Origin of the sequence: Anaerofustis butyriciformans (assembly GCF_036289385.1) — a bacterium.
Classification (GTDB): domain Bacteria; phylum Bacillota; class Clostridia; order Eubacteriales; family Anaerofustaceae; genus Anaerofustis; species Anaerofustis butyriciformans.
In genome coordinates, this window is record NZ_JAYFFH010000001.1 from 375,358 (window position 1) to 389,569 (window position 14,212).

The 14,212-nt window shown below is 25.3% G+C and carries 15 protein-coding genes and 1 pseudogene; 5 read left to right on the forward strand and 11 right to left on the reverse strand.

Annotation, left to right across the window (positions count from 1 at the left end; genetic code table 11):
- Positions 1–98: 98 nt before the first annotated feature.
- From V2W16_RS01875 to V2W16_RS01885, 3 genes are all read right to left on the reverse strand, one after another.
- Positions 99–758, reverse strand: a complete 660-nt coding sequence (locus V2W16_RS01875) for a GyrI-like domain-containing protein (RefSeq protein WP_253229306.1) — start codon at positions 756–758, stop codon at positions 99–101.
- An 11-nt stretch (positions 759–769) separates the two neighbouring features.
- The gene (locus tag V2W16_RS01880) at positions 770–1,504 is read right to left on the reverse strand and encodes a GntR family transcriptional regulator (RefSeq protein ID WP_329380503.1); all 735 of its coding nucleotides are present in this window, start codon (positions 1,502–1,504) and stop codon (positions 770–772) included.
- Positions 1,505–1,606: 102 nt separating this feature from the next.
- Positions 1,607–2,323 carry an ion transporter gene (locus tag V2W16_RS01885; protein ID WP_329380506.1) on the reverse strand — a complete coding sequence of 239 codons (717 nt, stop codon included), beginning with the start codon at positions 2,321–2,323 and terminating at the stop codon, positions 1,607–1,609.
- A gap of 159 nt (positions 2,324–2,482) precedes the next feature.
- Here V2W16_RS01885 and V2W16_RS01890 point away from each other — a divergent pair, with 159 nt between their 5' ends.
- Positions 2,483–3,496, forward strand: coding sequence for a hypothetical protein (locus tag V2W16_RS01890; RefSeq protein ID WP_329380510.1), 1,014 nt, complete (start codon positions 2,483–2,485; stop codon positions 3,494–3,496).
- 357 nt (positions 3,497–3,853) lie between these two features.
- Here the strand turns inward: V2W16_RS01890 and V2W16_RS01895 are convergent, their stop codons facing one another.
- From V2W16_RS01895 to V2W16_RS01910, 4 genes are all read right to left on the reverse strand, one after another.
- Complete coding sequence (locus V2W16_RS01895) at positions 3,854–4,057, reverse strand: hypothetical protein (RefSeq protein WP_329380513.1); 204 nt, start codon at positions 4,055–4,057, stop codon at positions 3,854–3,856.
- Between the two features lie 154 nt (positions 4,058–4,211).
- Complete coding sequence (locus tag V2W16_RS01900) at positions 4,212–4,628, reverse strand: hypothetical protein (RefSeq protein ID WP_329380516.1); 417 nt, start codon at positions 4,626–4,628, stop codon at positions 4,212–4,214.
- A gap of 59 nt (positions 4,629–4,687) precedes the next feature.
- The gene (locus V2W16_RS01905) at positions 4,688–5,221 is read right to left on the reverse strand and encodes a hypothetical protein (protein ID WP_329380518.1); all 534 of its coding nucleotides are present in this window, start codon (positions 5,219–5,221) and stop codon (positions 4,688–4,690) included.
- Positions 5,222–5,295: 74 nt separating this feature from the next.
- Complete coding sequence (locus V2W16_RS01910; RefSeq protein WP_329380521.1) at positions 5,296–6,411, reverse strand: D-alanyl-D-alanine carboxypeptidase family protein; 1,116 nt, start codon at positions 6,409–6,411, stop codon at positions 5,296–5,298.
- Positions 6,412–6,577: 166 nt separating this feature from the next.
- On the opposite strand from V2W16_RS01910, the gene V2W16_RS01915 reads away from it, so the two are divergent.
- Together V2W16_RS01915 and V2W16_RS01920 are read left to right on the forward strand one after the other, a co-directional pair.
- Entirely contained in the window at positions 6,578–6,862 is a 285-nt protein-coding gene (locus V2W16_RS01915) for a sporulation transcriptional regulator SpoIIID (RefSeq protein ID WP_138268819.1), read from the forward strand.
- Positions 6,828–8,021 (forward strand): extracellular solute-binding protein, encoded by a 1,194-nt coding sequence (locus tag V2W16_RS01920; protein ID WP_329380527.1) that lies wholly within the window; start codon positions 6,828–6,830, stop codon positions 8,019–8,021. Before V2W16_RS01915 ends, V2W16_RS01920 begins: the two co-directional genes overlap by 35 nt.
- Positions 8,022–8,045: 24 nt before the next feature.
- Here V2W16_RS01920 and csm6 read toward each other — a convergent pair.
- Positions 8,046–9,374 (reverse strand): annotated as a pseudogene (csm6, locus tag V2W16_RS01925) (type III-A CRISPR-associated CARF protein Csm6).
- A gap of 746 nt (positions 9,375–10,120) precedes the next feature.
- Here csm6 and V2W16_RS01930 point away from each other — a divergent pair.
- Both V2W16_RS01930 and V2W16_RS01935 read left to right on the forward strand, forming a co-directional pair.
- Positions 10,121–10,567, forward strand: coding sequence for a hypothetical protein (locus V2W16_RS01930; protein WP_329380529.1), 447 nt, complete (start codon positions 10,121–10,123; stop codon positions 10,565–10,567).
- Between the two features lie 35 nt (positions 10,568–10,602).
- Positions 10,603–11,070: a hypothetical protein gene (locus V2W16_RS01935; RefSeq protein WP_329380532.1), complete on the forward strand. Its 468-nt coding sequence runs from the start codon at positions 10,603–10,605 to the stop codon at positions 11,068–11,070.
- A 402-nt stretch (positions 11,071–11,472) separates the two neighbouring features.
- Here the strand turns inward: V2W16_RS01935 and cas6 are convergent, their stop codons facing one another.
- Genes cas6 through csm4 form a run of 3 tightly spaced genes read right to left on the reverse strand, consistent with a single transcriptional unit; the run spans position 11,473 to position 14,209 of the window.
- The gene (cas6, locus tag V2W16_RS01940; protein WP_329380535.1) at positions 11,473–12,219 is read right to left on the reverse strand and encodes a CRISPR system precrRNA processing endoribonuclease RAMP protein Cas6; all 747 of its coding nucleotides are present in this window, start codon (positions 12,217–12,219) and stop codon (positions 11,473–11,475) included.
- Positions 12,219–13,295, reverse strand: coding sequence for a type III-A CRISPR-associated RAMP protein Csm5 (gene csm5 / locus V2W16_RS01945; protein WP_329380537.1), 1,077 nt, complete (start codon positions 13,293–13,295; stop codon positions 12,219–12,221). The genes cas6 and csm5 overlap by 1 nt, the downstream gene beginning before the upstream one ends.
- The gene (gene csm4 / locus V2W16_RS01950; protein ID WP_329380541.1) at positions 13,295–14,209 is read right to left on the reverse strand and encodes a type III-A CRISPR-associated RAMP protein Csm4; all 915 of its coding nucleotides are present in this window, start codon (positions 14,207–14,209) and stop codon (positions 13,295–13,297) included. The genes csm5 and csm4 overlap by 1 nt, the downstream gene beginning before the upstream one ends.
- Between the last annotated feature and the right edge of the window lie 3 nt (positions 14,210–14,212).

Consider the following 14,212-nt stretch of genomic DNA (forward strand, 5'->3'; position numbering starts at 1 on the left):
ATTTAATAAAATAAAAGAAATATTATATACTAACAAATTATAAAATTATTAATATTTTCTTTATTTTTTATTAAAAAACGTCCGCTTTTTGGGACGTTTTATTTCTTTATTGGATGGCGAATTACCGTTTTTAAATTATTTATATTCTTTACTCTTCTTGGGTCAGATAAATATATTTCATGGTGCAATCTTTCTTTTGAAAAATCGTTTTTATACCCTTCTTTTTCAATAAAAGAATTCATTTTCTCAATTGAAAATTTTTCGTCATCATAAGAACCCATATGCATAATTTGAACACATAAGCCTTCTTCTATTTCCTTAAAAAATGTATTCGAAAAATCAACATCATTATTCTTTTTCTTAAATTTTTCCTTAGCTCTTTCGAAAACTTCTTTTGTAACAAATTCAGGTTGTCGTATCATTGAATACCAGCATAAATCATCTTTATTCGTTATATTTAATCCGTCAAAATACTCATCTTCAACCCACCAAAAACCTTCAAGAGGTGGAACGACATATTCAAAATACCCATCTATCTTATCTGAAGGATCCTTGCTCATTTTACTCATCTTTATAGTAAAAGAAAGACCATAAAGAATTTCCATTGCATTTTTATATTCTATTGAAGTGTTTGGATTACCCTTACCTTTTACCATTATAAAATTCATTTTGGGAACTTCTATAATACTTGGAGTTTTCTTTGGCATATATAAATCTTTATATTCCTTTTTATAATCAAGTTTAAAATCACTTTTCATCAGTACACTCCTTATAAAAATTCATATCTAAGTTTAACCTTATCACCTCTGAATATTACTTTTGAGTATTCATAAGGCTTTTTAAAGGCATCATACATTACATCTTCAAGAATTAAAAGAGGATATCCGCTTCCTGTTTCAAAAATTGCGCTTACATCTTCGGTAGAGGTCATTGATTCCAATGTTTCCAAAACTTTATTTGGTTTTATTTCGTACTTTTCTTCTATTAAAACACAAAGCTGTTTACTTTCCAGTTCATCACATTCCCATATTTCTTTAAATTTATTATAAGGCAAATATGAATAGTGAAGACTTATAGGTTCACCTTCAGCAAGACGAAGCCTTTTTATGAATATAACGTCATCATTTTCTTTTATTCCTAGGTGAGATGCAATGTTTATTCCCGCTTTTATTATTTCTTTTTTTAGTAGTTTTGTTGTTGTCTTATACCCCATTCGTTCAAGCTGTTCTCTAAAACCCATGTATGCAAGAGATGTGGTCATTATTTTTGGGTTTGCAACAAAAGTACCTTTCCCCGTAACCCTATATAAAACACCTTCTTTGACAAGGTGATTACAGGCATTTCTTACGGTAATTCTACTTAAATCATATTCTTTCATAAGTTCTGCTTCTGACGGAACTTTTGTATTTACTTTCCATATTCCTTTTTCAATATTTCCTCTTATTAATTCTTCAAGTTGAAGATACAAAGGTTTGGGATCATTTCTGTCTATAATGTTATTCATAATGTTCACCTCTCATTATAACCCGTTATAACCAGTTATTAATTTTAATATAACATAAAAGATAAATAAAATCAAAATGCTTATTATTTTAAAAAAGTTAAATTACTCATCACTTCCCTTTTGGTGCATAAATTCATTAATGAATGCTGCCGTTATAATTCCTGACGGCAAGGCTATTATTGCAATACCGAAAAACGAAGAAATAATACTTACAATTCTTCCTAAAAAAGTAACAGGATAAATATCTCCATAACCTATTGTTGTAAGAGCAGAAGTTGCCCAATATATTGCTTCAAAAAAATTATCAAAAGTACCCGGTTCAACGTTAAACATAAAAAAAGCAGAAAACAATATATATCCAAAGGCAAAAAATAAAATAGAAGTTAATATATCTTTTTCTTTTTTTACTGCATTAAATACGATTTTTATATTTTTTGAATATCTAAAACTTCTAAGCAAAGTACAAGTTTTAAATATTCTAAACAACCTAAACATCTTTAACGAATCATTTAATAAGTACAGTACGGGAAGCATTGAAATCAAATCAATTATTGCCAAAAATGTAAAAGGATAAAGTATAAACGATAATTTACCTTTTTCAAGCTTATAATCTGCAGTTATAAACCTTAAAACATAATCTATAAAAAATACAATAAAACAAATGATATCAATAACATAAAAAACTTTATTATTTGTTTTAAAACATAACGGTATCATTGAAAGTATTATTATTAAACAAATAAATAAATCGTACATTTTACTTTGAATATAATATTCATCTGTAGGCTTATAAACTATTTTAAATATTTTCTCTCTCATATTTTTCTCTTTATTATTAAATTGGGGTTTATATAATAAATTTTTACTAAAATATTTAAAATATATACATTCTGCTATTTTATTTGTTTTATTAATTTAAATTTTTATATGATATAATTTAAATATAAGTAAATTGTTTTATAAAATGAGGAGGAAAGTATGGGAGAAGACAACAATAATAACTTTTCTTTAAATAATGAAAAAGGCGAATTCATTATAAATAAAGAAACGAATAAAGAAGAACCTGAGATAACAGAAGAACAAGGCGAATTTGTTGTAAATAAAGAAGAAAATTTAGAAGAAAATACAAATAAAGAAAACATAAATGATAATGAAAACTTATTAAAAAATCATACCCCTATAAAGCATAGTGAAAAGGAACAGGGCGAATTTAATATTAAAAAAGATAATATAGTTGAAGATAATACTCATGATACCAAAACAGAAAAAAATATAGATGAAATAAAGCCAAGTTATAACGATTTTACTAATCCATATATTTTTAAATCAGTTGAAGAAATGGAAAAAATAAAAAAAGAAAACAAGAAAAATTTAAAAATTTTATTAATTGCGTTTATCTTTTTATTTACAGCTATAGGCGTTGCAGTAACACTATTCTTTTCTTCTTATGAAAAAGGATATAAATCATATATTGAAAATGGGATATCATCTGATGAGTATTTTAAAATTTCCCCTAATTCTTTCATTGATTTACAAAAGTATTATATGAATAACTATTATAATGAGTATATTGATGAATATGACATAGGAAAATTAGGAGATTTTAAGTTTAACGAAGAAAAAGGATATTATGAAGAAGTAAATAATAATACAAATTTTTCGTATCAAATATATACCTCTGAAAATGGTAAAAAAATAGAAAAAATTGTTATCTCCTACAATTGGTTAAAGGGTTCAAAGGAAGCTCAAGATAGTGCATATGATAAGTTTGATACGTATATTAGTATCGTATATGCAAGTATATGGGGACTAGATAATTATACCTTTGAAGAAGAATCAAAAATGTGGGATAATCTTTTATACACTGAGTATGATTATGAAAAAAATGGAATAGGAAACTTTAAAAGCGAATATAAAGATGAAAAAGCAATATATTCCTTAGAAGAAAAAAAAGATGGAACAATATTTTTTACCTTTAGTCCAATTAAATAAAAATAATAAGTAATATATATATTTATTATGTATTATTTATATAATAATATAAAAATTTAATTCTCATTTTATAAATAAATAATATATATTTCAAATTATAATTAAATATATACAATCAATTTAGTCAAATATATAAAAACATTTTTTAAATTTAACATTTTTATAAATATTTTTAAAAATCAATATCTTTTGTATTTTTATTTTTATTTGCTCCAATAATATAAAGTATAGGAAAAACAATCTTACTTCCTATATTCGTAGGAGTATTTTCAATACCAACTAAAAAATAGATAAAACATTATCCATAACGACAAAAAGCAAAACAGCTGAAGCTAAAATAATACATACATACATTCATTATTTTTTATCAGTACACTTTGCATTTTTCACACCATATATTCCAGTAACCATATATATAACAGAATAACAAATACCCCATAAAACAAATATATTAAAATCTAATATATATTGGAGTGAATAAATAAAGTTTATGGCAGCAACTATAATCATTACAATGCCAGCCCCTTTAAGATATCTTTTTCCCCTAGCGTTAATATTCATATTTTTACCCTCCTTTTTATACATAATAACTAAACTATCATTTAAAATAATTTATATCAATAATGTTTATTTTTTAAATTAAAATAATCTAAACTTTAAAAATATTTAATAAAACAAATCAAATAAAAAAAACGGTCAATTGACCGTTTAATTTTTAGTTATTAAAATCATTAGAATCTATTGATTTTTTATTTTGGTTTACACCAACTAAATATAAAATAGGAAATATAAATCTAATTAAAGAAAATACAGATACTCCATATAAACCATTTATAATATATCCTATTCCATAATCCAAAATTATTACAAGAATTAAAATTATTCCCCATTTAAAACAATCTTTAATATCTTTTTCATCAGTACTATTTGCATTTTTTTTACCTTTTAATCCCGTTAAAATCCAAGTAATAGGATATATAAATGCCCAAACAATATAAAATATAGTTAAAAGGTCTAATGCAATTATCCCAAAAAGGCCCAAAACATTAAATGCCAAAGCGATAATTCCAATAATTAATATGATTATACTTGTTACTTTTAAAAGTGTAGCACCTTTTGCTTTACTTTCCATTATGTTACCTCTCTTTCTTTAAGACAGTATACTTCATAAATACAATATAAACAACACCTTTATAAAATTTTATTATTTTCGTTATTTTCAGATTGATTTGTTTCGTTTATATTAACTTGATTTTCCTTAGAATAAGGATTTACAAAAATATTTTCTTGATACATTTTTTTTGTATGTATGTTTTTATTTGCACCTTTTATAAAAATAATAGGGGCTGCAATGAGTATTGCAGTAGTATATATTCTTTCCAAAATTAAAAGAGAAACAAATGTATCTAAAATTATGCAGATAAGGCTTATTATAGCCCAAAATTTACATTTTGACATAACCTCTTCATCAGTTACTTTTGCATTTTTAAAACCCAAATATGCACAGTATCCTTCTATTATACCTATTACTAAAAAGAATATACCGGCAATGCAGTATATTATAGCTTCATTTTGATATACAATATCAAAAATCATTGTTATATATCCAAATAACATAAAAAGCCCTGTAAGCACATTTTGAATACATGCAAATATAAATATAGCAGAAGATGCACGTAAAAAATTTTTACCTTTTGCAAAATCTATATAATTTTCGTTATACATTTTATTCCCTCTTTATTTATAAGTTTTATTTCGTATATTATATATTTTAAGACAAAATAATGCAAATTAATATATTAAAGTCCAACAAAATTCTTAAAAATATTTGTAAATTTGTAAAATATACCTTTATTAGCATTTTTATGTGCTAAATGTTCACTGTAAGAATAAGTTTCATTATTAACATTAACGCTGTAATTTAATATGTAATTATCACTTCCTGAGTTATACACTTTCTTATAATCAACTTTGTACTTTTCTCCATCTTTTAAGGGAAAATATATATCATTTTCTGCAGTAAGTTTTGTAATACCTTTTTTGCTGTTTTTAAGAGGCAGAGTTTTTATGTATTCACCTTTTTCGATAATTTTTTCCATTTTATAATTACTAAAAGACATATCAAGTAAATTTTTACTGTCTGTGTAATGATCTGCACTTTTTAATACTACCCCCACAACCTGCATATCATTTCTCTTAGCAGCAAAAACAAAACACTTCCCTGCCTTTTTTGTATATCCTGTCTTTACACCATTTGAACCATCAAAACTATTTAAAAGTTTGTTTCTGTTATATATTACTCTACCGTTCTCTTTTCCCTCATATGACATACTCCACTTTTTATCATTTATTATTTTTACGAAATTTTCATTTTTCATGGCATATGATGCAAGAAGTGCAAAATCATAAGCGGTAGTATAATGTTCATCGTCAGGAAGTCCGTTTGGATTTTTAAAGTTAGTATTTTTCATTCCCAATTCTTTTGCTTTTTCATTCATCATTTTGGCAAATCCTTCTATTGAACCTCCAATATGATAAGCTACCGCAACTGCTGCATCATTACCAGATACAAGCATCATTCCGTGTAGTAAATCTTCAAGGGTTAATTTTTCCCCTTCCTTTAAATATATACTTGTTCCCTCAATTCCTGTATATTCCTTTTTTATTTCAACAATGTCATTTAAGCTTCCTTTTTCCAAAGCTAAAACGGCGGTCATAACCTTTGTTGTTGAAGCCATAGGGAGTTTTTCGTCTTTATTTTTGGAATATAAAAGCCTATTTGTGCTGCACTCCAAAACCGCATATGCCTTTGAATTTATACTAAAGGCCTCTACATTTTTTTGTTTAGGCAGACTAAAAAAAGATACAAGTAAAACAAATACACATAAAATAATCGATATAACTTTATTTTTCATAAAACCATCTCTTCCCTTTTATTCTATGTTTATTTATATGTATCTAAAATAATTTAATGTTAAGGACAAAGCATAATAAACCGTTCTTTATTACTCAAAAATTTTTTTTATTTTAATCATATATTTATAAAAAAAACATAACTTTTAATTAAGTGAGGAAAAAGGTATGTTAGATAATATAAAAACAAGAGTTATTAAAGAAGCAAATTATATTGTAGATAATAAATCCACAATAAGAAAGTGTGCAGATATTTTTAAAGTAAGTAAAAGCACCGTACATAACGATTTATCAAAAAGGCTAAATAAAATCGATATATCATTATATAAAAAAGTAAGAGATATTATAGAAATAAACAAAGAACAAAGACATATACGAGGCGGAATTGCAACAAAAGAAAAATATAGGGAAATAAGAAATGAAAAGAAACAAAAGAAAGAAACTAAGCTTTAGGCTTGTAAGTGCTGTTTTACTTATAATATTAATATTTACGTATAAATTTTATATTAGAGATATTTATATAGATAAGTTTATAAATAAAGAACAGACAAAAACATATCAAGGACTTATTAATCTATGGGACAGCCCCACAAGAAGCGTTATAGGAAGCAGCTATGGTTTTATAAACAACGCCATATATAACTTTGAAGAGGAAAGCGAATTATTACAAATAGAACTTAGGGAACTTTCTTTTGAAGGCGCAAAGACACTTGCAAACGAAAAAGCACAAAGTGAAAATCACCCTGACATAATAAGTAAATACATTGAAAATACCATAACAAAAACAGACAATATTATGTACGATAAAGAATTTGTAAAATATATGAAAGAAACCTACGGTATAAAAAAAATAAAAGAAGAGGAAGAAAGATGTATATTTCCGTTATATGGTTCTTTTAACGTTATAATAATAAACAAAACCGCCTTTGAAGAAATGGGAATAAACCTTCCTAGTAAAGATTGGAGTTACAATACTTTTATAAACCTAATCAGAGAAATAAAAGAAAAGGATACAAAAAAAGAAAAAATACCCTTTGATATGATTGTAGACGAAGATAACTTTTCATATATGAATTTTATTCTTGATAACGGATACGAAAATATAGGATATAAAAAACTTGAAACATTAAAAAAAGAACTTAAGGGATATAATTGTTTAAAAACTAAGAAAAGCGAAGAAGATGTTCATTATGACTTATACAATTCTAAAACAATGATATATGCAGGAAATATGGATGATGTGAATTATTTAATAAGAACAAAAGACAAGGAAAATGCTTTTGAGTTTGAAGTATATCCCTACCCTTATGAAACAAAAAAAGTAAACTTTATGCAAAATGTAAAAAGTTATTATCTGTTAAATACAAAAGATGAATCAAAAGAAACGGTAATAAAAAATTTTATGGAGTATTTATATCAAAAGGAAGGTGAAAATATACTTAATATTCAAGGAAAAATCCCAATGTTTAAAGTAAATTATAATGCTCAAAAATTAAAGTATCCATATTTAAAAGATTATATAAATTTAGAAGAATATTATTCAACCGAAGATGAAGAATTTATTTTAAAACAAAAAGATATTTATAAAGAAGTCAAAAATATTTTAAAATAAAAAAAGCAGGTCAGCCTGCTTTTTTTAAAGTTCATCTATTATTTTTTTGTTCATTTCATCATAACTGTTTAAATATTCTTTACTAAAAGGAATATCAGTATATTTTAATAAGTCTACAATCATATTAAATACTTCATTTGACGTATATCCTGTAGTTTGTTTTACATATTCATCTGTTACTGATTTAATTTGATGAGCTGCTGTGTTTCTGACTTTACTTTCTACATCTCTTACTTCGTTTATCTTATCTTTCACAGCATCATTAGTGCAAAATCCATCAATTAAAAATTTAAAATGAACACTTTTTAATGTGTCCGTAGTATTAAACTTACCGTTTAAAGCATTAGGACCGTTTATTGTATCTAAAACACGGCTGTCCCCGTTTCTTAATTTTCCGTCAGACCATTTTTTTATTTCATCGTCCATAAATGTATAATCATCAATATTTAATCCGGAATACTTTTCAAATATTTTTATACTGATTTCCAAAAACAATGGAGAAATCGCTCTAATAAAATCAGCATACTCTTTTTTTTCGATTTTAATTTTTAATGATAAAAGATATTCTATAATATCTCTGTCTTCTCTTCTATTTATAGGAAGAAAATGTTCGTTATATTTTGAAATATACCTTGTCATATTTGCAAAGTCAAGCTGAAGTCTTCTATATGCCCCATTTAACAAGTCCATAAATTTATCGCTTATAAACTCTTTTGAACCATTTGCGATATCTATCGCAGAAGAATAATTATATTTTCTTATTTGCTCCTTTATAATATCTGCTTTAATTTAAAAAGCAAGGTTTCTTTTTTTAGATTTCTTACATCTATTTTCAAAGTTTTCCTCGTTATCTATATTACATTCCCACATTAATTCAACATCATAATCTTTTTCCATTCCATCGTTCATTCTTTTTACTGGGGTAGAAACTTGTATTGGAATGAGGTTTTCTTCCCCAAGAACAGATAAAATCTGAACAGAGCTTTTCATTGCAGGAGAACCCGAAGATACATTTACATATATTTCACTCTCAGGATTTTCTTTTCTGATTCTTTTTATTATTTCTTTAAATTCATCAAAAAAGTCATCAAAAATATGAACATCAACAAGATTTGGTCTTTTAATAAGTTCGTATTCTATGTTTTTTTCTATATGTTTTGAAAGAAGTTCAAGAGTTTTAGTGTATCTATGGTCTGATTCTTCCTTTTCAACCATTTCCTTTGAAAGATACATATAAACTTTATCAGGTTTAAACACTCTTGAAATATGTATAAAAGCACCATCATAAGACCCTCTTATAGGGTCTGTTCCTCCTATTGGTGTAAATAAAATTTTTTTCATAAATTCCTCCATTGTAGCGTCCCTGCAATAGGGATTGTTTTGGAAAACACTTAAGGATAAAAGATATATCTTTGGTGGTTCTCGTCCCTTTTATAGGGATTATTTAAATTACGCAGCAATTAAAACTGCACAAAAAGACACGATTTCGTCCCTTTTGTAGAGATTTTTTATTGCTATTATACACCTTAAAGAAAAGGATAATAGATATATTCGTCTCTTTTTAGAGATTAAAACAAAACATATATAATCATATACGTTTATTTTATAAATATATTAATTAATTTACAATATATAAATATTTAATACATAACTATAAAGTCCCTTTTATAGGGATTTTTCATTAATATCGAAGTACATAAGTTAAAAGTATAGTATTTTCGTCCCTACTATAGGGATTATTTTTATACATCAAAAATAAAATCAACACAATTCTAAAAAACACGTTTTCGTCCCTGTTATAGGAATTTATATTATTTCTATATATCTTATACTGTATGTTTTATTTTATCAATATATTAATTCATTTACAATATAGAAATCTGAATTAAAAATCTACAATAAGATATTTCCCTGATAGTTTAAAAACTTCATTATTGTATAATATGTTCATTTTAACCTTTATTATATATACAATTAATTTATTATTATAATTTATAAAATTATTCACTTTTTTTCATAAAAAACCAATGTTAGCATTGACTAACTGGGGGGGGGTGCTATACTTAAGGTATGATATTGATTTCAAGGAGGAATGTATTATGAAAAAAATGAACGATTACAGAGGAGAAATTATAGGTCCAATACAAGCTGATGGATGGGATATAGATACGATTGTAACAACAATTAAACATATAGCAGAAAATAAATCAATTCCTATTGATATTAAAATTGATGAAATAAGTACCGGAGGTTTATTCGGAAAAAAAATGCCATGCATTATTATCTCTCATCCTAATCCACCAATATCATATTTTCAACATATGATTATAATTAATGGAAATATTTTTAATTTTCAATTTTGGGGTATGAGTAAAGCAAACTATAATAATAATATGAAAGAAATGGACAGGAACTCTGGGAAATTAAGTGGATTAATAAAAAGCGCATTAAGAAGTGATATGAGCATGGAATTACAAACAGAACAAATTTGGCATCAAAAAATAATATCAATATACAATGATATTTGGTTTCCTAAAAATGAATAATATATATTTTTAAATTAAAATGAAGGAGAGATAAAATGGCTAAAACATGTCAAATATGTTATTATTTTGAAGATGACTGGAATGAGTTCGGTCAATTTTGGTGTAAATATTATCATTCATGGACAGATATTGACTATGCCGCAAAGTGTACAAAATTCAAACCAGATAGTAGCAGCGGATCATTATGTTATCTTACAACTGCCTGCGTAGAAATGAGAAATCTGAAAGATGATTGTCATGAATTGACAATGATGAGATCTTTAAGAGATGGTTATATGAAAGAACAAAAAAAAGATGAGGAAATTAAAGACTATTATATAACAGCTCCAAAAATTATAAAATGCATTGATATGGAACCTAACAAGGTTGAAATATATGATCAATTATATAATAAATACATTTTACCATGTGTTGAAATGATGGATAAAAAAAATGAAAAAGGAGCATATGATAAATATATTAATATGATAAATTTTTTAAAAACGAAATATAAAATAAAATAATTATAAAAATAAAACTTTGTTCTTGTATAATTTTATAAAAATCGTTTTACATAACTTATTAAAAATAAGAGGATAACTTACTATTCCTCTTATTTTTTTTATGTCTATTTTTCAAAAAAATAAAAAACATATTTTAATAATATGAATATGGAACTTGAATTTAAAAAGACAAAAATTTATTACATTTAATAACCATAATAAAAATACTATTTTATATTATTCATAATAAATGTTTATTTTCAAACTAAGTTTAAAATTTAATTAAAGTAACACTCTTGTATCCGTAAAAATAGAGCAGTTTTTTCAAGGAAATCTTGTTGCGTAAAAGCTCCACGCAGTGGCGCCCTTTTATCCAAATATTTGGGCGAGCAAATATTTGGTGGGGTCTTAGGGGTAAAACCCCTATAACAACATTTTTATACACCCCATCCCCTGAGGAGACTTAACACCTATACCTGCATAAGATGCAAAATCAAAAAGCAAATGAGTAAGACTTAACAAAGGTTTTGGACCTTTTACATAAAAACTTACGTTACCTATAAATGATTTTATTCCAACATCACTGGATTTAAACATAGTACTTTTAATGTTAAAATCCTTTAGTGAAATATTATTTATTAAACTTTCCATTGTTTCTTCATCTTTTAAAGTAACAGGTAAAAATGAATCAGCCTTGTTTACCATACTTTTTACTATAAGCCTTATATCCGGAACAAAAACATTTTTTCCAAAAGATTTAAAACTTGTGGGAGTTACAAATTTTACTTTTATTACCCTGCTTTTTTCTTCTTTATAAAAAGAATTTATATATTCGTTTAAATCTTTTATTTCTTTTAAATTATATTCATATGGAATGTATTTATGGTCTTTATAAGTAATATTAATAAATCCATCTTTGTTTAATCTTTCGATTAGTGGCAAGATAATATTTTCTCTTGCTTCTTCATTTAATGTGTTTATCTGCCAAATATATTCATCGTTAAGCATAAAAACATTTTGAGAATAAGGTTTTAAACCTTGAAGATGTAAAAAGTCCGCATATTCTTTTTTACATGTTTCCATAATATACCCATGAAACAACGGTGCATTGTTATAAAAAAGAGGAAACCCCTCTTCTTTTTTAATTTTTATGGTTAATCTTGAAATCATTATAAAACCTCTACTATTCCGCAAAGCCTTGTTCCCTTTTCGTTTGTTACGACTTTAAGTGTTCTTGGACTGTAATTTTTATCATTTATGTGTTCGCTAATCTTTTTCATTTTAGGATTTCTTGCTTTTTTATGTATCGCTTCCTTTGTTTTTTCTATTAATTCATCCCCCTCATACGCACCTTTTAAAATGCTTTTTGAATGATAACCTACCATTCCCCCAATAACAAATAAAGCATTGTTATTATTATAATTAGGTAAAAAAACTTCTTCTTTATTTCCTATTTTTAAAGCATTTAAATAAAGTTCAAAACCATCTTTTAATATATTTAAGAAATCTTCTTTTGATTTTAAACTTATACCGTATTTTTCATATAAAAGATTGGTTTTTGCTTTATCCAAAGTAACACTGAAAGAAAACATATTTCCTTCTTTTATGAATTCTTTAAAATTACTTATAGTATTTGATGTTCTCTTTTTATAACTATAATCTTCTCTTTGTAAAACCTGTATAGAATCTTTTTGTATTTTATTAGAATCGGAAATCATAACTCCGCTCATAATCTGCAAATCATCTTCTTTTAATAAATAATTCTTTACAGCTTTTGGATTTACTTTAAAATCATTTAATGCTTTATTTGAATTATTTAGTATGTAGCTTTCAAGAACTGTTCTAAAAGCTCCTTTCAAACTGCTTCCAGGTATATAAGGGTTACTGTCAATATCTTTAATAAATAAATCTATTTCATTTAGATTTGTTTTTGAAATCTTGTTTTTATAATATTTAGCCCTGCTTTTTTCAATTAATGAATAATCTATTTTATTTATGATTCCCCTTTTTATTAAAATATCAAAAAATTCCTTTAAAGAAGCCTTATCATTTTGTAGTAAAAATTTATTAAATTCATTTAAACATTCTATCTCTTTAAAATATTTTACAAGTTTTCTTTTATCAATAAAAACAACATCATTCTTATCAAGCAGATAATCAAGTTTATTTATACTTTCACCACTTCCTATAAATAAAGGAGACATAACTTTACAATTTAGTGTGAAATTTACATAATCAGACTTCATTATTCTATCCCCCATTTTAGTGCTTTCGCATATCTATAAATACTTCTTACATTTTCTTTATTTACTTCCTTTATCTGCCCTTTAATATCAAAATCTATACATGAGCCGCTTTTTAACATTGATGTTGTTTTCTTTTTTACCATATTCCCGTTTACGACAGAAAATCCGCTTCTTGAAATAACGGAATAAAAACTATTTGAAGTTTTAAGCATCATAACTTCTTCATCAGTTGGAATAACACTAGATAAAAGCATTTTATATTTACAATTTGAATTTAAGCTGTTTATTATATCTAAACTTGGTTTTATTATTTCATCTATTTCAAATTTGCCGTACCCACTTGATTTTTTACCCCCTATACCGCTAAAAGATAGGCTTCTTATAACATTATCAAATTCTTCTTTTATTTCATCCTTAAAAGAAACAATAAAATATAAACCACAGTTTTTATAAAACTGTATTCCAGAAACAGTGTAAGGAGTCTGCTCTTTTGAAAAATTATACTTTGTTTGATAAACCTCTTTAAAAAATGGTTTAGTAAGTTTATATTTCAAAAGATCATTACCGTTTTTTAAATCATTAATATATTCATTAAATACATTTATTTGAATATATTTTATTTTCTTACCTATTTTTCTGTCTTTATTCTTATTTTCCACTAAACTATCAAATATCATAATAGGCTTTGGAAGATAAAGTTTATCTTCCATAAAAGGAAACAAATCGCTTATATAAAAATCATTAAGGAGTTTTTTCGCTTTATCTATACTATATAGATTTACATATTCATTAAAAATACTTGCAAAAATCTGGTCCGAAGTAAAATCAGAAGAATTGTCATTTGTTATATTTCCTTTTGTAACACCAAAACGAACAGGCGTTACAAACTTAAGTTTATAAATATAATAGTTCATAGT

Bases quoted from the DNA above. Each gene is read 5' to 3' on its own strand.
- V2W16_RS01915 (WP_138268819.1), top strand. From the start codon at position 6,578: ATGTTAGATAATATAAAAACAAGAGTTATTAAAGAAGCAAATTATATT.
- V2W16_RS01875 (WP_253229306.1), bottom strand. From the start codon at position 758: ATGAAAAGTGATTTTAAACTTGATTATAAAAAGGAATATAAAGATTTA.
- V2W16_RS01885 (WP_329380506.1), bottom strand. From the start codon at position 2,323: ATGAGAGAGAAAATATTTAAAATAGTTTATAAGCCTACAGATGAATAT.
- csm4 (WP_329380541.1), bottom strand. From the start codon at position 14,209: ATGAACTATTATATTTATAAACTTAAGTTTGTAACGCCTGTTCGTTTT.
- V2W16_RS01900 (WP_329380516.1), bottom strand. From the start codon at position 4,628: ATGGAAAGTAAAGCAAAAGGTGCTACACTTTTAAAAGTAACAAGTATA.
- V2W16_RS01905 (WP_329380518.1), bottom strand. From the start codon at position 5,221: ATGTATAACGAAAATTATATAGATTTTGCAAAAGGTAAAAATTTTTTA.
- csm5 (WP_329380537.1), bottom strand. From the start codon at position 13,295: ATGAAGTCTGATTATGTAAATTTCACACTAAATTGTAAAGTTATGTCT.
- cas6 (WP_329380535.1), bottom strand. From the start codon at position 12,219: ATGATTTCAAGATTAACCATAAAAATTAAAAAAGAAGAGGGGTTTCCT.
- V2W16_RS01935 (WP_329380532.1), top strand. From the start codon at position 10,603: ATGGCTAAAACATGTCAAATATGTTATTATTTTGAAGATGACTGGAAT.
- V2W16_RS01895 (WP_329380513.1), bottom strand. From the start codon at position 4,057: ATGAATATTAACGCTAGGGGAAAAAGATATCTTAAAGGGGCTGGCATT.
- V2W16_RS01920 (WP_329380527.1), top strand. From the start codon at position 6,828: ATGAAAAGAAACAAAAGAAAGAAACTAAGCTTTAGGCTTGTAAGTGCT.
- V2W16_RS01880 (WP_329380503.1), bottom strand. From the start codon at position 1,504: ATGAATAACATTATAGACAGAAATGATCCCAAACCTTTGTATCTTCAA.
- V2W16_RS01930 (WP_329380529.1), top strand. From the start codon at position 10,121: ATGAAAAAAATGAACGATTACAGAGGAGAAATTATAGGTCCAATACAA.
- V2W16_RS01910 (WP_329380521.1), bottom strand. From the start codon at position 6,411: ATGAAAAATAAAGTTATATCGATTATTTTATGTGTATTTGTTTTACTT.
- V2W16_RS01890 (WP_329380510.1), top strand. From the start codon at position 2,483: ATGGGAGAAGACAACAATAATAACTTTTCTTTAAATAATGAAAAAGGC.